The sequence below is a fragment of the Bacillus sp. FSL R5-0447 genome (genome assembly GCF_038606125.1).
Taxonomy (GTDB): domain Bacteria; phylum Bacillota; class Bacilli; order Bacillales; family Bacillaceae; genus Bacillus; species Bacillus velezensis.
The window spans coordinates 4044360-4061538 of sequence record NZ_CP152012.1 but is presented as its reverse complement, the minus strand read 5'-3'; the positions used below and the strand labels follow the sequence as shown (position 1 = coordinate 4061538).

18 protein-coding genes are annotated in these 17179 nt (G+C 45.3%); 5 read left to right on the top strand and 13 right to left on the bottom strand.

The features are described from left to right. Positions 1 to 3 precede the first annotated feature (3 nt). The 6 genes from NYE68_RS20465 to NYE68_RS20440 all read right to left on the bottom strand — a co-directional run bounded on the left by NYE68_RS20465 (position 4) and on the right by NYE68_RS20440 (position 5566). Entirely contained in the window at positions 4 to 1095 is a 1092-nt protein-coding gene (locus NYE68_RS20465) for a branched-chain amino acid aminotransferase (protein WP_025650062.1), read from the bottom strand. A gap of 184 nt (positions 1096 to 1279) precedes the next feature. After that, entirely contained in the window at positions 1280 to 2458 is a 1179-nt protein-coding gene (gene dltD, locus NYE68_RS20460) for a D-alanyl-lipoteichoic acid biosynthesis protein DltD (protein ID WP_033574349.1), read from the bottom strand. Beyond that, the gene (gene dltC / locus NYE68_RS20455) at positions 2459 to 2695 is read right to left on the bottom strand and encodes a D-alanine--poly(phosphoribitol) ligase subunit 2 (RefSeq protein WP_003150875.1); all 237 of its coding nucleotides are present in this window, start codon (positions 2693 to 2695) and stop codon (positions 2459 to 2461) included. A gap of 16 nt (positions 2696 to 2711) precedes the next feature. After that, complete coding sequence (gene dltB / locus NYE68_RS20450; protein WP_012118762.1) at positions 2712 to 3893, bottom strand: D-alanyl-lipoteichoic acid biosynthesis protein DltB; 1182 nt, start codon at positions 3891 to 3893, stop codon at positions 2712 to 2714. Further along, the gene (dltA, locus tag NYE68_RS20445; protein ID WP_324636231.1) at positions 3890 to 5401 is read right to left on the bottom strand and encodes a D-alanine--poly(phosphoribitol) ligase subunit DltA; all 1512 of its coding nucleotides are present in this window, start codon (positions 5399 to 5401) and stop codon (positions 3890 to 3892) included. The genes dltB and dltA overlap by 4 nt, the downstream gene beginning before the upstream one ends. Positions 5402 to 5416: 15 nt before the next feature. Next, positions 5417 to 5566, bottom strand: a complete 150-nt coding sequence (locus NYE68_RS20440) for a teichoic acid D-Ala incorporation-associated protein DltX (protein WP_003150882.1) — start codon at positions 5564 to 5566, stop codon at positions 5417 to 5419. 443 nt (positions 5567 to 6009) lie between these two features. Here NYE68_RS20440 and NYE68_RS20435 point away from each other — a divergent pair, with 443 nt between their 5' ends. From NYE68_RS20435 to NYE68_RS20425, 3 genes are all read left to right on the top strand, one after another. Beyond that, entirely contained in the window at positions 6010 to 6945 is a 936-nt protein-coding gene (locus NYE68_RS20435) for a 1,4-dihydroxy-2-naphthoate polyprenyltransferase (protein WP_053573934.1), read from the top strand. 132 nt (positions 6946 to 7077) lie between these two features. Further along, entirely contained in the window at positions 7078 to 7710 is a 633-nt protein-coding gene (locus NYE68_RS20430) for a GTP pyrophosphokinase family protein (RefSeq protein ID WP_015418501.1), read from the top strand. 259 nt (positions 7711 to 7969) lie between these two features. Continuing rightward, entirely contained in the window at positions 7970 to 8830 is an 861-nt protein-coding gene (locus tag NYE68_RS20425) for a glycosyltransferase family 8 protein (protein ID WP_015418500.1), read from the top strand. Between the two features lie 55 nt (positions 8831 to 8885). Here NYE68_RS20425 and NYE68_RS20420 read toward each other — a convergent pair whose 3' ends face one another. Further along, complete coding sequence (locus NYE68_RS20420; protein ID WP_156240514.1) at positions 8886 to 10631, bottom strand: S8 family peptidase; 1746 nt, start codon at positions 10629 to 10631, stop codon at positions 8886 to 8888. A 161-nt stretch (positions 10632 to 10792) separates the two neighbouring features. Here NYE68_RS20420 and celB point away from each other — a divergent pair, with 161 nt between their 5' ends. Then, positions 10793 to 12127: a PTS cellobiose transporter subunit IIC gene (gene celB / locus NYE68_RS20415; protein ID WP_007407728.1), complete on the top strand. Its 1335-nt coding sequence runs from the start codon at positions 10793 to 10795 to the stop codon at positions 12125 to 12127. A 27-nt stretch (positions 12128 to 12154) separates the two neighbouring features. Here the strand turns inward: celB and NYE68_RS20410 are convergent, their stop codons facing one another. Next, positions 12155 to 12538 carry a VOC family protein gene (locus tag NYE68_RS20410; RefSeq protein ID WP_014419203.1) on the bottom strand — a complete coding sequence of 128 codons (384 nt, stop codon included), beginning with the start codon at positions 12536 to 12538 and terminating at the stop codon, positions 12155 to 12157. Between the two features lie 94 nt (positions 12539 to 12632). Here NYE68_RS20410 and NYE68_RS20405 point away from each other — a divergent pair, with 94 nt between their 5' ends. Further along, a complete protein-coding gene (locus NYE68_RS20405; RefSeq protein WP_053573935.1) occupies positions 12633 to 13820 on the top strand; it encodes a class I SAM-dependent rRNA methyltransferase in 1188 nt (395 codons plus the stop codon). Between the two features lie 82 nt (positions 13821 to 13902). On the opposite strand, the gene NYE68_RS20400 is transcribed toward NYE68_RS20405, so the two are convergent. The 5 genes from NYE68_RS20400 to NYE68_RS20380 all read right to left on the bottom strand — a co-directional run bounded on the left by NYE68_RS20400 (position 13903) and on the right by NYE68_RS20380 (position 17080). Then, on the bottom strand, positions 13903 to 14805 hold the full coding sequence (locus tag NYE68_RS20400; protein ID WP_095284526.1) for a DUF2268 domain-containing protein: 903 nt from the start codon (positions 14803 to 14805) through the stop codon (positions 13903 to 13905). Beyond that, a complete protein-coding gene (locus tag NYE68_RS20395) occupies positions 14792 to 15553 on the bottom strand; it encodes a MerR family transcriptional regulator (protein WP_053573996.1) in 762 nt (253 codons plus the stop codon). The genes NYE68_RS20400 and NYE68_RS20395 overlap by 14 nt, the downstream gene beginning before the upstream one ends. 155 nt (positions 15554 to 15708) lie before the next feature. Further along, positions 15709 to 15903 carry a YwbE family protein gene (locus NYE68_RS20390; RefSeq protein ID WP_031379216.1) on the bottom strand — a complete coding sequence of 65 codons (195 nt, stop codon included), beginning with the start codon at positions 15901 to 15903 and terminating at the stop codon, positions 15709 to 15711. Between the two features lie 128 nt (positions 15904 to 16031). Continuing rightward, entirely contained in the window at positions 16032 to 16712 is a 681-nt protein-coding gene (locus NYE68_RS20385) for a CidB/LrgB family autolysis modulator (RefSeq protein WP_012118753.1), read from the bottom strand. Then, the gene (locus tag NYE68_RS20380) at positions 16694 to 17080 is read right to left on the bottom strand and encodes a CidA/LrgA family holin-like protein (RefSeq protein WP_007407725.1); all 387 of its coding nucleotides are present in this window, start codon (positions 17078 to 17080) and stop codon (positions 16694 to 16696) included. Before NYE68_RS20380 ends, NYE68_RS20385 begins: the two co-directional genes overlap by 19 nt. Positions 17081 to 17179 lie beyond the last annotated feature (99 nt).

Genomic DNA, 17179 nt, shown 5'->3' with positions numbered 1-17179 from the left:
TGCTTATTTTGATTCGCTTAGTGAGGCGACTTCCGTCGTCCAGCCGAACACGTCGGCTTCCGCGCCTTTTTGAATGCCTGTAATGGTATCATACAATTTCTTCGAGATCTCTCCGGTTTCACCGCTGCCGATGACAAGACTTTCATCATTCCAGATCAATTCGCCGACCGGAGAAATGACCGCCGCCGTACCGGTTCCGAATGTTTCTTCCAATCGGCCGTCACGATGCGCCTGGATGATTTCATCGATCGAAATCTTCCGCTCAGACACAGTCAGTCCCCAATGTTTGAGAAGGGTGATGACGGAATTTCTCGTAATTCCTTCAAGAATGCTTCCGTTCAGTTCCGGCGTCACGATTTCGCCGCTGATTTTGAAGAAGATGTTCATGCTGCCGACTTCTTCGATGTATTTTTTCTCAATGCCGTCAAGCCATAAAACCTGGGAAAATCCCTTCTCTTCCGCAACCTGCTGCGCTTTCAGGCTTGATGCGTAGTTGCCGGCGGTTTTCGCGTTTCCGGTGCCGCCTTTGACGGCGCGCACGAATTCGTTTTCCACGGCGATTTTTACCGGTTTAATGCCTTCTTTGTAATAAGAGCCGACCGGGGAAAGGATGATAAACAGCTTGTACGTATGGGATGCCGCTACACCGAGGAAAGGCTCAGTCGCAATGATAAACGGACGGATATAAAGGGAAGTGCCTTCCGCTTTCGGAATCCAGTCTTTGTCGATGGCTACGAGCTGTTTCAGGCCTTCAAGAACAAGCTCTTCATCAATGAGCGGGATGCAAAGGCGGTCATTTGATTGGTTCAGGCGCTCCATATTTTTCTCCGGTCTGAACAGAAGCACTTCCTGATCCTTCGTTACATACGCTTTAAGCCCTTCAAAAACGGTTTGGCCGTAATGATAAACCATGGCCGCAGGATCCATTGAGATGGACTGATAAGGGATAATTCTCGGATCATACCAGCCTTGATCGGCATCGTAATCCATAACAAACATATGGTCGGTGAAAATTCTGCCGAACGCAAGGTCATGGGGGTCCGGTTTCGGTTTTTTGGCTGAAGTCAATTCAACACGAATATCTTGTTTCATAATGTTCTGTCTCCCTATTGGTGTTATTGTCAAACTTATTTGAAAATAATTTATATTCTATTGTATACCTTCAACAAATATTCGCAATAGTTTTCCTCAAATTTGTGAAAAAATCAAATCACATAAAAAGCAGGGGAGAGAATGCCCCCCTGCGTGTTCGTTTTTACGTATTCTGTCATCACCGTGCTCAGTGAACCGTCACCTTGCCGTTTTTGTAAAACTGCTCCATTGCTTTATCGACGTACACCCAGCCCTTCCAGGCGATATGGATGGTGTCTTTCATAAAGTACGGATCATATTCGTGCCCGGATAAGTCGGCAACCTGAAAGCCCTTCGCTTTAATTTGCTTAGTGACTTTTTTGTAGTAATCAGTCCGGCCTTTTTTCGGGAAGCCGGTGTAGTCATACCATTTTCCGTTGACCGGAATAACCACGAACATCGGTTCAGCGCCGGCATCTTTCAGAATGTCCAGCATATCCTCAAAGTCGTGGTATTCGACTGATTTGGCGTATGTTCTTCCTTTGTTGATTCCTTTCACTCTCTTTACTTTCTTCTTAATCTTTTTATAAGAAGCGTCATCGATATAGAAAGGATTGGACTTGGAGCTCCGTTCTCCTAATTGAGCGGCGGCTGTTTTTAACTCTGACCACGATTTCCCTTTCAGGTTTTCAGAGATCGTCCGTTCAGGGCCCTTGTTTTCTCCCATTGAATAATAAAGATCTTTTTTCTCAAGCAGAGAATAATAAGCTTTGGCGGCCGGCATGACCGCTTTCACTTTCCATGATTGTCCGTTGACCATTCCCTTGTACAATTCAGAAAGGACGGCATCATGCTGAACGACTTTAAAACGGAGCATGCGCTTCATCATGTTCTTTTTGACCGCGGGATCAATCTGGTTATTAAATGCTAAATCCAATGCCTGAAGTGATGAAAAATTCGGCGCAAAGTGCTGTTCATCAGAACCTTTTTTGATAAACCATTGCGGAGAAACAATGAATACCAGTTTTTTGCCTTTCAGCTGCTGATAATGCGCCGCAAAGTTCACGGCGTGTATCAAGGATTGGTCCCCGCCTTTTCCGACAAGATAAGGCGTAAAGCCTTGGTTGTTCACTTGGAAATAGTTGGACGGGTGAAACTCATCCAGTCTTGAAAGCTCGGAAGAACCGAAAATCGGCAGATACTTCGAGTCTTCGAACATTTTGTTTTGAAGATAGAGTCCCTGGAACATATTCGGATTTAAGGCTGCCGCCGACTCTTCGACACGTTTTTCAGGAATGAAGCGCGTAAGCCATGAAGCCGGAACTGCGATAGCTCCGACAAACAGGACAAACGCTAAAATAATTGGTCCAAAGAAACGCTTTTTCATTTACTTCAACTCAGTCAGTTTGTTTACAATGTTGTTTGGCGTATTCCACTCGTCACGGTCAAATTCAGTGATCGGCACTGTAATGCCGAAGCGGTTTTCGATGGCGACAAGCAGTTCTACAGTTCCGAAAGAATCAAGCAGTCCTTCTTCAAAGATTTCAATATCAGGATTTTCTTTCACAGCGTCCTCCTGACAAACTTCAGCTAATACGTCTAATACTTCCTGTTTAAATTCCATGTGTTTTCAATCTCCTTTAGTGATGAAATGGTTTTCCTGAGAAAATATAAAATCCGAAACATACGAAATGGAATGTGATGACGATGGCTAAAAAGGCCGTAAAACGATTGGCGGGCAGCCACTTGTATTTCTTATTCCATTTCTCAAAAAAGTTATACCCGGTCATTAATACGGCGTGGTACAGGCCGTATACAATATATTGCAGGGCGAGTCCGTGCCAGACGCCCATCAGCATGAACAGCAGGAAATACCCGATGTTCGAGACGGCCATCCGGTTCTTTATCCATTTTTTCTTTGTCATCCAGAAAACAAAGCGCATAAATACGTAGTCTCTGAACCAGAAGGATAAGGACATGTGCCAGCGGTTCCAGAAGTCTTTAATGTTTTTGCTGATAAACGGCTTATTAAAGTTTTCCGGAGATTTGATGCCCATGATATAGCTTACACCGACGGCAAACATCGTGTAACCCGCAAAATCAAAAAACAGGTACAAGCTGTATCCGTACATGTACAGCACATTACCCCACAGTTTGCTGTGGGTGATATGGGACAGATTCATAATGAAATACGTGTTAATCGCATATCCGATAATGAATTTGTATAAGAAACCGATAAAAATTTTATGAATGCCGGTATACAGTAAATCAGCGTATTCTCCCTTTGTCCATACTTTCTGTTCGTCCTTGGCAAATCTGCGGTATCTGTCGATCGGACCGGAAGAAATGGTCGGGAAAAACATAATAAAGTACAAAAGGCGGTGAAGCGGCATTTTTTCTTTAATCAGCCCGTCTCTCGTTTCCATGATCAGCTGGACGCCTTTAAATGTCAAATAAGAAATTCCTAAGAAACTGATCAGGTTATGAACCGGGTGATGAGGCGCCGGCGGAAAGAAAAACGGCCATAATTTAGATAAAAACAGGGGTAAAATGGACGCGATCACGGCCATACTGAAGACAAAGCCGCTGTTGGCTTTCAGTCTGTAAGCGAGATAACCCCTGATTAAAAGCACCTGCCACAGCGTAAAGATACATAGTGCGATCACGCCGTGCAGATCATGCGCGAAAATCAAAGCCAATACGATGATGGATATAAACATGTTGTATCCTTGGAATCTCTTGCCGTTCAGCCCTAAAATAATCGTCGGCAAAAGAAGGATTCCAAGTAAGATAAAGAAGAAAAACGAGCTGTAAGGCGTCATACAAGAACCTCTTCGCCAATGCGTTTACGGTCGATTTTTCCGTTCGCAGTCATTTGGATGTGATCCTGATAAATGAATTTTCTCGGAATCATGTAGGCCGGAAGCGAAGCGGCCAGTTCTTTCTTAATGGCGCTTGTCAGCTGGAATTCTTTTTCAAAATCATGTTTTTCAGGCACGATGGCGGCAATTAAATATTCGACAGGTCCGTTAGGCTGATACGGGATGACAACCGCCGTGCGCACATATTGAGACTGCCTTACATGTACTTCGATTTCCTCCAGCTCCATGCGGTAGCCGTGAAGCTTAATCTGGAAATCAAGGCGTCCTTGGCAGAAAATCTGACCATCCTGAACATAACCGGCATCACCCGTGTGATATGCCCACTGGCCGTCGATCGGGAAAAACGCTTTTTCCGTCAGAGAAGGCTCTCCGAGATAGCCTTTGCTCACGCTCGGGCCCGCGATGATGATTTCCCCTTTTTCTCCGTCCGGAAGCTTATTCCCGTTTTCATCCATGATGAAGATATTCATATCGGGTTTTGCAAAACCGACGGGCAGAGATTCATGTTCATCGATGATCTGCTGCGTAATTTCAACGGAGGTGACGGCAACCGTTGTTTCAGTCGGGCCGTATGTATTGAATACGCGGGCCTTCGGAAAACGGTTTAACAGTTCCTGTGCCACGGCAGCCGGAAGCGCTTCTCCGCAAAACATAAATACTTCTGTCTCAGGCAGGAGCTCCTGCGTAAAGCCGGGGTCCATCAGACACATTTGGACGAAAGACGGCGTCGATGTCCAGACGTTCAGTTTGGATTTCTCCAGCTCTTCAAATAGTACTTTCGGTTTATTGATTTTGTCTTTCGTTACGCAATGCAGCGTACCTCCCGTTTGAAGCGACGGGAAAATGTCCATGACAGATAAATCAAAAGAAAACGGAGCTTGGTTTAAGAAAGTCTTACCCCCGCCCACAGGAAAATCCCTGCAGATCCAGTCAGTGAAGCTTTGCAGGTTATCAGCCGATATCTGCACGCCCTTCGGATTTCCCGTGCTGCCGGACGTGTAAATAATGTAAAATGTATCCAGCTCTTTTACCCAATTCTCACGGCTGAGGTCTGCATCTCCGTCAGCTGCAAGCTCTTCGGGCGTAACGGTTTTAATCAGATTGCTTCCCGTATCGACTGCATCGCCCGATACGCTGATAAGCAGCTCTGCGCCTGAGCTTTCAATGATTTTGACGATCCGCTCCGCCGGAATGGAAACATCGACAGGGATGTAAGGGCGGCCCGCTTTGACGCTTCCTAAGAAAGAAACGATCATATTCGGCTCCATATGTCCGTAAACCAGGACAGGCGCTTTCGAACCGTCAGCTGTATGTTTTTGAATGCCGGACGCAACCCGCTCCGACAAATCCCATAATTCCCCGTAAGTGAGGGAATGATCTAAGGAACGAAACGCTTCGGCCTGCGGCTTGGCGTCTGCGTATGTTTTTATAGCATCAAGTAGTTTCATAGTTATCCTCCCCGATTAGAAATCGTTGTAAATATAAGTGCCGGTATTCGCTGTATGAAATCCATACATCCAAAAGAGCAATACTAATATCAGAAAATAAAAGCCCGTATGAAACGTCCATTTGATCAATGTATTTTCATAAGCACGTTTTAATTTTTGCATCATATTCAAAATTCCTTCCCCGCGTATTCAATAATTACACCAGTATATGACGATTAGATTAACAAAAAGTTTCAAAATATGTCTAATATCCTAAGCTTAAAATTTCCTTAAAAATGAATGAGAAACAAAAGGATGGAAAACACGCATGTATAAATTGGCAAATGATCATACTAAAAAGGCGCTGTTCAGGCGGGATTTTTAACTTATCGTAAATATAAACGAGGTAAAAAAATTTTGGCGGCTTTTTCTTAAGCAGGCTTGTGCCGAACCCCAATGGAGAAGGGCGAAAAGCCGTTTCCGGCAGGATAGCCGATAAAGCGCCGCATCTTGTGAAATGAGGAAGAAATTATTATGATAGATAAGGTAGCAGAAAACGTGAAAACCCCAATTCAACACTACTGTTATCGGCTGACTGTGAAAGCCTTTTAATAGAAAGGAAGAGGAAAATGAATCAAAACAATATGGGGGGCAGCCAAAAGACGCCCGAGAAAGAAAGCATGGGCCGCATTTTGTGGCAGCTAACCCGCCCTCATACATTGACGGCATCGTTTGTGCCCGTACTTCTCGGCACCGTATTGGCGATGTTTTACGTAAAGGTTGATTTCCTGCTGTTTTTGGCCATGCTGTTTTCCTGCCTTTGGATCCAGATCGCCACGAACTTATTCAATGAATATTACGATTTTAAACGCGGTTTAGATACGGAGGATTCCGTCGGTATCGGCGGAGCGATCGTCCGCCACGGCATGAAGCCGGAAACAATTCTGCAGCTGGCGCTCGGCTCTTATGCGATTGCCCTCGTGCTCGGTGTTTATATCTGCATGAGCAGCAGCTGGTGGCTTGCGGCTATCGGCCTTGCCGGCATGCTGATCGGCTATCTGTATACGGGCGGCCCGCTGCCGATTGCGTATACACCGTTCGGGGAACTGTTCTCCGGCATTTGCATGGGCTCTGTATTTGTCCTTATTTCTTTCTTCATTCAGACAGGCAGAATTAATGAACAGAGCATTTTGATTTCCATCCCGATCGCCATCTTGGTCGGAGCCATTAATCTGTCCAACAATATCCGTGATATTGAGGAAGATAAAAAGGGCGGACGTAAAACCCTGGCCATTTTGATGGGGCATAGAGGGGCCGTCATGATACTGGCCGCATCTTTTGCCATCGCTTACATCTGGATCATCGGTCTTGTCATCATGGGTTACACAAGCCCGTGGCTGTTCCTGGTCTTCCTGAGCGTGCCGAAACCCGTTCAGGCCGTGAAAGGCTTTGTGAAAAACGAAATGCCGATGAACATGATTATTGCGATGAAATCAACGGCGCAAACCAATACATTCTTCGGATTCCTGCTTTCCATCGGACTCCTGATCAGTTATTTCCGCTGATCAAATGAAAGGGCAAATGCCATAACCGGCATTTGCTTTTTTTTTATGACATAATCTTCACGATATTGTAAAGAACCTGACCGCGGACTGACACGTCTCATATACGGACAGCAAAGCAAGGAGATGAAAAAAATGGACTTGTCAACAGCCCATATGGATGATTTGAAAACGGTCATGGAAGATTGGAAAAATGAATTATTAGTTTATAAATTCGCTTTAGATGAGCTGGATACGAAGTTTTCTATCATCAGCCAGGAATATAATCTGATTCACGGGCATAACCCGATCGAGCATACAAAATCACGCGTGAAAAGTTTTGAGAGTATCGTCAATAAACTGATGCGCAAAGGCTGCGATGTGACGACGCAGGAAATGAAAGAGCATATTCATGATATTGCGGGTGTCAGGATTATCTGTTCCTTTATTTCCGATATTTATAATGTCGCTGAGGTTTTGAAGCAGCATAAGGACCTGAAGATCGTAAAGGTGAAGGATTATATCAAACAACCGAAGCCGAACGGCTACCGCAGTCTGCATTTGATCATTGAAATTCCCGTTTATTTGACGAATCGTGTGGAATATGTGAAGGCGGAAATTCAAATCCGCACCATCGCCATGGATTTTTGGGCGAGTCTTGAACATAAAATTTATTACAAATTAAATAACGAAGTCCCAAAGCATCTGACCGACGAGCTGAAGGAAGCGGCGGACATTGCCCATTATTTAGACGAAAAGATGCTTGGGATTAAGAAAGAAGTCGATTAAACGATCGACGCATCACAACCAGCCGGACCGCTTTTATGTGCAGTCCGGCTGGTTGTTTTTATGTTTACGTGTTTTCGCTTTCCTGCGCGATATATTCTGACGATGATTCAGGCTGAAATCCTGATTGAATTTGAACAGGGAATGCAAAAGATATCAAATTGCAAACAGCACATTCCCGCAGAAAAAATGTGTAAGATCGAGGTTTACTTTTTTAAAAAAGGGAAAGACATTTGTACAACAAAAAGGGAGATGAATATCAGTGGGAAAGAATGAAACAATGCATATCGTATCATGTGCCGATGATCATTATGCTCGTCATTTGGGTGGGATGTTCGCTTCTTTATTGATGAATATGGATAAAACAAGGGATGCGAAATTATATGTGATTGACGGCGGAATTACTGCCGAAAACAAGGACAAGCTTGAACAGACCGCGATGTCATTCGGGACGCCGCTTGAATTTTTAGAAGTAGACGCTGATCAATACAAGCATGCAGTCGAAAGCAGCCACATTACAAAAGCGGCTTATTACCGCATTTCCATCCCTGATTTAATTAAGGATGAGTCCGTAAAGCGGATGATTTACATCGATTGCGATGCAATTGTGATGGAAGATATTTCGGTTTTATGGGACTTGGATATTTCCCCGGCAATAGTTGCGGCAGTAGAAGACGCCGGACAGCATGAAAGACTGAAAAAAATGAATATCAGCGAAACTGCCAAGTATTTTAATTCCGGCATTATGATTATAGATTTCGAACCTTGGAGAAAACAAAATATTTCCGAAAAGGTGATTGATTTTATCAACGAAAACAGCTCGGAGGATTTTCTCGTGTTTCATGATCAGGACGCGCTTAACGCGATCTTATATGATCAATGGCATGAACTGCATCCGCGCTGGAACGCGCAGACGCATATTATCATGAATGAGAAAACGCCTCCTGAACTGATCGACCGTATACGTTACAGAGAAACACGTGCCGAACCGGCCATCGTCCATTTCTGCGGCAGCGACAAGCCTTGGAATACAGGCACCTCGCACCCGTATCGTGATCATTATTTCCGATATATGTCCTTTACGAAATGGAACACGATCGACCGCCCGGCCATGAACCAATAGGCAGGTGTGATGAAACGCTTGTGAAGCCGTTATCCGGCTCATAAGCGTTTTTTTTCTATTTCACCCGAATCGCACGCACGCGTTTTTGCAGGCCGTTCTTTTCGGCAGACGGCTTCAATCGGCTGACTGCCGTTTGCGCCGCTGATTTTGCTTTTTTCGTCTTGGTTTTTTCAGCCGTTTTTACTTTGTCTCTAGCCTGCTGCCGGTTGAGTTTATCTTTTATCCGGTCAAGCCGTTTTTCCAGAGCGGTTTTTTCTTTTCCCGGCTGGATTTCGCTGACTGCTTTTTGGGCTTTTGCGGTGCTGGCCTCAGAGGTCTTTTTTTCCGCCTGTTTGACGCTGGCTTCAGCTGTTTTCAAAAGGCTTGAGTTGACAGCGTTCAGCCGCTTTTGCAGCCCTTTTTTCTCTGAACCGGCCGGTAATTTGCGAATGGCGCTTTGTGCGGCATTAACGGCGGTTTTTTTCTTTTGTTTTTCGGCAGTCCGGACTTTGTCTCTTGCGTCCGTCACATTTCTTGCCGTCTGAACTTTATTGATCCGGGACTCGAGAGCGGTTTTTCCCTTTGACTTGGACAGCTTGCTGACGGCCGTTTTTGCTTGATTGATATCTGCCTGTTTTTTCGTCTTTTCCGCTTTTATTACGGCCCGTTCGGCAAAGCTCTTTTGCTTTACGTGATATTGCACCAGGCCGTATCCGAATCGGCTGTCACGTCCGGGAGCGCCCAGATCTTTGACGTTTTGCTGCATCTGCTGCCGGAGCTGTGTATTTGTTTCCTCGGGATATTTCTGCCTGAGCAGCGCGAACATGCCGGTGACGTGGGGCGCGGCTTGAGATGTGCCGTCAGCCGTGGCGTACATTTGATTCAGATACGTGCTCGTAATATTGGTGCCGGGTGCGGCAAATTCAATTTGTTTTCCGGTCGTGGAAAAAGCCGCGAGTCCGTTTTTTTCAGTTGACGCTGAGACTGCCGTTACGCTGCTGTAGGCGCCCGGATAATTGACCGGTTTTTTGTTGCCGTCGTTTCCTGCGGCGGCTACGATCACGATTCCTTTTTTGTATGCTTTGTCTACGGCGTCGTGAAGAATTTTGCTGTCTGCGTTAGTTCCGAGGCTCATATTGAGGATGTCCATTTTATTGGCGATCGACCAGTCGATCGCTTTAAGAAGGCTTTTAAGATCCCCTGCACCCTTTCTGTCTAATGCTTTAACCGCATATAACCGGACATCCGGCGCAATACCGTCAATGCCGTATCCGTCATGTTTGGCCGCAATGATTCCGGCGACATGCGTCCCGTGTCCGTTGTCATCTTTGTATGAGGAAGTATAGCTGACTGCGGAATAGCCTCCCGCAATGGACAGATCATCATGAGGATAAATGCCGCTGTCAATGACAGCCACTTTCACCTTTTTTCCCGTCAAGCCTTCTTTCCACGCCTGCTTGACCTGAGTCGGTTTGATATCCCATTGCGGCAGCGCGTAACTGCTGCTTTGGGCCGCTGATAACGGGCGGATATCAGAACCGCCTGCTGCCTGAAAGGATACATTGTCTTCTACATATAAGATGTCAGGGTCCTGTTTCAGGTCTTTCACCGTTTGTGAATCGGCTGACACGGCGACTGCCGGGAGATGCTGATAGGTCTGTTCCACATCCGCTCCGCTGTCTATGGCGGATTCCTTGCCGTTTTGATTTTTGTACACCACGATAACATCCCGGTCGTGCGTCTCGGCGTGCGCGGGCGCCGCGGCGGAGAACAGGCCGACACACAAGGCCGCGGCCATTATCGGTTTCAGGGTGTGATACATTGCAATTCCCCCTTTTTCTTTATATATCGGCAGTGCGGAATTCTTTTTTTCCTGAGGGATAAGGAAAATTTCTGTATGCAAATGTAAGCGTTTCCAAAATATGATGGAGAAAATGCTTTAAGACATCTGCGCAATGAACTCAAAAAGGGGGTTTTTGATAAATGAGTACGTTCAATCGGGTCATGGAAGAAAAAATCATGCCTGTCGCCGGAAAAGTCGCCGGCCAAAGGCACTTAAGAGCTTTGCGGGACGGCATTATTTTGACGATGCCGCTTATCATCATCGGATCGGTTTTTCTGATTCTGACGAGTCTTCCGATTCCCGGTTATGCCGATTTTATGGCTGGTCTTTTCGGTGAAAATTGGGTTGAAAAGCTCGGGTATCCCGTGAATGCGTCCTTTGATATTATGGCGCTTGTCGCCGCCTTTGGGATTGCTTACCGGCTTGCGGAAAGCTATGAGGTGGATGCCCTGTCGTCGGGAGCCATTGCCCTTGCCGCCTTTTTATTGGCGACGCCGTATCAGATTCCGTTTATTCCTGACGGCTCGGCAACAGAGATTATGGTGGGAGGCGGCATTCCGATTTCGCTGCTCGGAAGCAAAGGTCTGTTTGTCGCGATGATCATTGCAATGCTGTCTACGGAAGTGTACCGGTTTATCATACAAAGAAATATCGTCATTAAAATGCCTGACGGAGTGCCGCCTGCGGTCAGCAAATCGTTCGTTGCGCTCATCCCCGGTTTCATTATTATTACGCTTGTATGGCTGGCCCGTCTGTTTATTGAAATAACTCCTTTTAAAAGCCTCCACAATGTCGTAGGCGATCTGCTGGGCACCCCGCTGTCTATTTTGGGCGGGAGTCTCGGCGGAAGTCTTATCGCTGAATTCGTGCAAATGCTGCTTTGGTCGTGCGGCATACACGGCGCGTCCATTATCGGCGGCGTCATGTCGCCGATCTGGTACGGGGCGATGGATGCCAACCGTTTGGCTTTTCAGGCGGGAGAAGCGCTGCCGAGCATTTTTACGACACAGTTCTTTCAAATATGGATTAATGTCGGCGGAAGCGGGGCGACGCTTGCCCTTGTGCTGACCATGCTTGTGCGCTCCAGAAGCAAACAGATGAAACAGCTCGGCCGTCTCGGCATCGGGCCCGCGATTTTTAACATTAACGAACCGATTATTTTCGGGATGCCGCTCGTCATGAATCCGCTGTTAATCGTGCCTTTTATCATTGCGCCGCTCTTGACCATTACGGCGACGTACATCGGGATGAGCACGGGGATGGTGGCAAAACCGGCGGGAATCGCCGTGCCGTGGACGATGCCGCCGCTGATTTCCGGTTATTTGGCGACGGGCGGGAAAATCTCCGGTTCGGTCATGCAGCTGATCAATCTCCTGATTACATTTATCATCTATTATCCGTTTTTCCGAATTTGGGATCTTCAAAAATGGAGAGAGGAACGGGCGGCGGAACAAAACGTCACTGAAGAAACATAAAAAAAACGGGCGCTTTCGCCCGTTTTTTTAACGCTGGAAAAATTCGATCCATTCGCCGTCAGGTCCTTCAATGTAAAAGTAGCGGTACCCGTTCGGAAGCGTCGTGATTTCTTCATCGATAAATACGGCGCCCTGACGCTTCGCATGCGTGAACTCCGCCGCGATATCTTCAGTTAATAAAGCGACATGATGGACTTTTCCTTCTGCGGGAAGCTCGCTGCTGTAGCCCTGGATCAGCTCAATTTCTGTCTCCGGCCCTTCCTGAAAGCCGAGAAAGGCAAGTTCAATAATGCCGTTCGTATGAGTGATACGATCCTTTAACGTCATACCGAGAACGTCTTGATAAAAGGCGATGGATGTTTCAATATCTTTGACCATAATGCCTGTATGGTCGATTCTTTTGGCTGTCATGGTTTTCCCCCTGTTTTGAATTTTTCGGGACAATGCGGTGTTGATCATGTTTTATGGTACGATAAGAGAAAGCAAAACGAAAGAGGAATGCACAATGAAGCTACTTACAGTGAAAGATACATTTGCCGGAAAGCTGAAAAAAGGATTCCCCCTGATTGAAAAAGACGCTCTGTCCGGAAGCTCGGCTCATTTAACAGAGGGCGATCTTTTTGATGTGACATCCGAGAAGGGTGAGTTTATCGGAAAAGGCTATTACGGTTTGCAGAATAAAGGAGTCGGCTGGGTGCTGTCCCGCGCGAGAGATGAACGGATCGACGGACGTTTCTTTATGGACAAGCTGAAAAAAGCGGCTGAAGCGAGAGCCCATCTGTTTAAGGCACCCGACACGACGGCGTTCCGGCTGTTCAACGGTGAGGGCGACGGCATCGGCGGCGTCACGATTGACTTTTATGACGGTTATCTGCTGATTCAATGGTACAGTAAAGGCATTTACGCTTATAAGGACAGCATGATTGAGGCGATTGACGGACTGGAGCTTTCTTATAAAGCGATCTACGAAAAGAAACGATTCGATACGGCCGGGCAATACGTGGAAGACGACGATTTTGTCAAAGGCGAAAGAGGAGATTTTCCGGTCATTGTTCAAGAAAACGGCATACGGTACGCAGTGGATTTAAACGACGGGGCGATGACGGGCATTTTCTTAGACCAGCGTCATGTGCGGAAAGCGATTCGGGACAAGTATGCAAACGGCAGACGGGTGCTGAATACGTTCTCTTATACGGGGGCATTTTCCGTTGCGGCGGCGCTTGGAGGAGCTGAGAAAACGACCAGCGTCGATGTCGCCAACCGCAGTCTCGCAAAAACGATTGAACAGTTCAGCGCCAACGGAATTGATTATGAGGCGCATGACATTAAAGTCATGGATGTTTTCAAATACTTCGGCTATGCGGAGAAAAAAGGGCTGGAGTTTGACCTCATCATCCTTGATCCGCCTTCTTTCGCCCGCACAAAAAAACGGACGTTCAGCGCGGCGAAAGATTATAAAAATCTGCTGAAGGAAACGATCGCCATCACCGCAAAAAACGGCATCATCGTCGCTTCGACAAACAGCAGCGCCTTCAATATGAAGAAATTTAAAGGCTTTATAGAGACCGCCTTTAAAGAAACAAATGAGCGTTACGACATTTTGGAAGAATACACGCTTCCGGAAGATTTCAAAACGATTCCCGCGTTTAAAGAAGGGAACTATTTGAAGGTTGTTTTCTTGCGGAAAAAATAGAATGACCATTTATAGCGATGAAAGAGGGGAAAAGAAAACCCTCTTTCATCGCGTTAATACGGGATAAAATAATCTTCACATCTTAAAGAAACAACCCGCTATTACTTAGTATCTCATCTGTGCTAAGTAAAGTGGCCTCACTAATCCCCACATTGTTGGCTTTCATGAAGGATTGCACCGCTTGGTAGCCAACCGCATAACCTGCAAACGGTGATAAGCCGACAGGCTGATAACCTTGTTCGGCTGCAAAGGTGTCGCCAAACATGTAACTGCTGACCTCAGCAAATCCTTTCACATTTAATGAGTCTTTGATGATTTCTTTTGAGTATTCTAAGTCTTCTTTTTCAAAAGAAGTAACCCAGGGACCTAACAGAGCTTCTCCGTAAAGTTCTTTGGCAAACGATTCTGCCAACCCCTCTATAATTAAGTAATCACCAACCGTTACGTTCCCATAATCCCAATTGAAATACGAAAAACGAATATTATGATGAAATTCGTGTGCGATTACAGCAGGCAGTCTCGGTATGTTATATGAATTGGGGAATATTGAAACTTGAATAAATCCCGGAATTCCTCCGAATCCACAATACCCTCTATGTAACTCAAGCTTTTTTTGATTGGCCAGATACATCCCAAACCTTATTTCATCAGCATTTATTTTTAAGCGGTTTTGCTGGATAAATTCTACACAATGAGTTAAAGTGCCATATGCAATTTGAAGAGCTTGAATTTCTTTTAGTTTCTCCAATGCTTTTCTTCCGGTTTCCGTATCAAATATGCTCAGATAGCCCAGCATATTTGCAGCCATGATTACATCATATCCGTTAGGCTGCTTTGCCTTTAAGGGAACATTCATCTTTTTCCACATATCTTCAAAAGGTTTCATCATTGAATACCGATAATAATCTTCTCTATTTTCAATCATTGAAAATAACGTTTCGTATTGCCTGATTGTATCCTCGATAATGATTTTAATGGGTACCACCCTTTTTTTGATGATCTATATAAATTGTAATGGCGTCACTCATGAGCTTCGCCAACCCTTCACCATACTGGTCGATGTTCTTAGTGAAGCGTTTATCTTCAATATAGAGTTGACCTAATCCGTAAAAGGCATCAAAAGAATATTCACCAAAATTTTCATTGAGAAAATCAAACCACTCTTTGATAGCTGTTTGTACGTCTGGGGACTTGGGAGATTGGTTAATAAGGAGTGCAAATTTATTGAACATTGCAGTCCACTTATCAGATAAATCTTTTTGCTCACCATCAGTCATGTTTTTCAATCTAATATTTACCTTATCGACAGGTTGATCACCCCACCGTTTGCGAGCTTCTTGTTCATAAAGATTATGATTGAAGTTCATTCCCTCAAACCGCTCTTTGTTCGTCATGCAAATCTCTCCCATCATATGTTTGATTGATTTATCGATGGTTTCAATCATTTTATCGACTCTATTCCGTTTCTCAATCAACATTTTCTTTTGTAAAATTAATGCCTCCCTTCGGTTAAATGAAGGACTATTAATGATTTCTTTAATCTCTTTTAAGGGGAAATCGAGCTCCTTGAAAAATAGTATCTGCTGCAGCTGTTCAAGATTCTCTTCAGAATAAAGCCGATAACCGGAATCGGTCGTTTCCTGAGGAGTCAATAATCCAATTTGATCGTAATGATGGAGAGTACGTATGCTTACTCCAATCAGTTCAGCTACTTCTTTTACTTTCATACCCATCACGTTTGCCGCCTCCTTAATGGCTACTCTAAAGTATTACGCAACGTAAGAGTCAATAGTTGGTTAAAGATTTTTTGTATATAAAGGGAGAACATATGAGGATTTCATTGCTGAAATTAAAGAAAAAAAGCCGGGCGTGAAGCTCCGGCTCTTTTCTATTCAATAATGTTCTGCACCCGGCCGATTCGCCCGTCTTCAAGGCGGACCTTAATGCCGCGCGGGTGGAAGCTTGAGTTCGTCAAAATATCCTTCACGATTCCTCTTGTCAGCTTTCCTGAACGCTGATCGGCTTTCAGGACGATATCGACTTCAAGTCCTTTTCTGATGCTGCTTCGCTGCTGGCCGTTCATATGACACATCCGTTCTTCAGTCTTTTCACTTCATATCTTATCATATCGTGTTTTCGTCTTTTTATGAAGGACAGACAAATCAATCTGCGTGGCAAATAAAAAAAGACCGCTCTGTAAGGAGCAGCCTTTTATGACATAAACGAAAGCAAAATCGGGGCCGCGCACAGCGTCATAATTGCGGCGAGAATCATGGACACGCTTGAGATCGTTCCTGATACGGAGCTGAGCTCAAATGCTTTAGATGTTCCCGCTCCGTGCGCGCTAGTTCCGAGCAGCACGCCCCGGGCAATTTCGTTATCAATGCGGAAATAGCGGATGACCATCGGCCCGATGATCGTTCCCAATAAAGCCGTTAAAATGACGAAAACCGCTGTAACGGCCGGCATCCCGCCGATCATTTCTGAAACGTTCATGGCAATCGGCGTCGTCACGGATCGCGGCACGAGACTGTCGACTAAACTGCTGCCGAGATGGAACCATTTCGCGATAAAGGCCGTTGACAGAATGGCGATACATGAACCGACCGCTACGTTCAAAATAATTTCCACGGCGTATTTCTTTAAAATCGGGAAATATTTATAAAGCGGGATGGCGAACGCCACTGTTGCCGGCTGAAGCATATCGGTCAGCAGTCCGCCGCCGAGATTGTATGTCTGATACGGGACATTGACAAGAAGCAGCAGTACGACCAAAACAGCGGGCGTAATCAGAAGCGGCGACGTATACACCCGCGGAAAACGAATGTAGAGTTTTTTCGCGCCCAAATATACTAAGACAGTTAAGAATAAACTTATGATTCCGATGAACACGTTTGTTTTTTCTCCTTTCTTTTTGCTATCAGCTGTGTAAGCGTACCTGTTGAAACCATCACGACAAATGTGCTGATGACGACGACAAGTAAAATGCTTACGCCGAATTTAGACATAATATCTCCGTATTCAATCACTCCGACGGCAGACGGGATGAAAAACAGCAGCAGCTCACCGAGGAGCCATGCTGCGCCAAGCTCAATCCATTCAAGTTTGATAATCTTGAAATGCAATAATGTGAAAAGAATCACAATCCCGATTATACTGCCGGGAATATTTATATGAAGAGCCGCCGTGACCCAATTGATCAGACGCGCAAATATAAACAGCAGAGCGATTTGAATAACGGTAAGCAGCAATTTTTTCATAATGATGCCTCCCTTATATTTATATTGTACAGAAGGTTTTGCTATAGGTAAAATACATATAAAGAATAATGTGTATTCCTTTTGTCTATAGAAAGGATG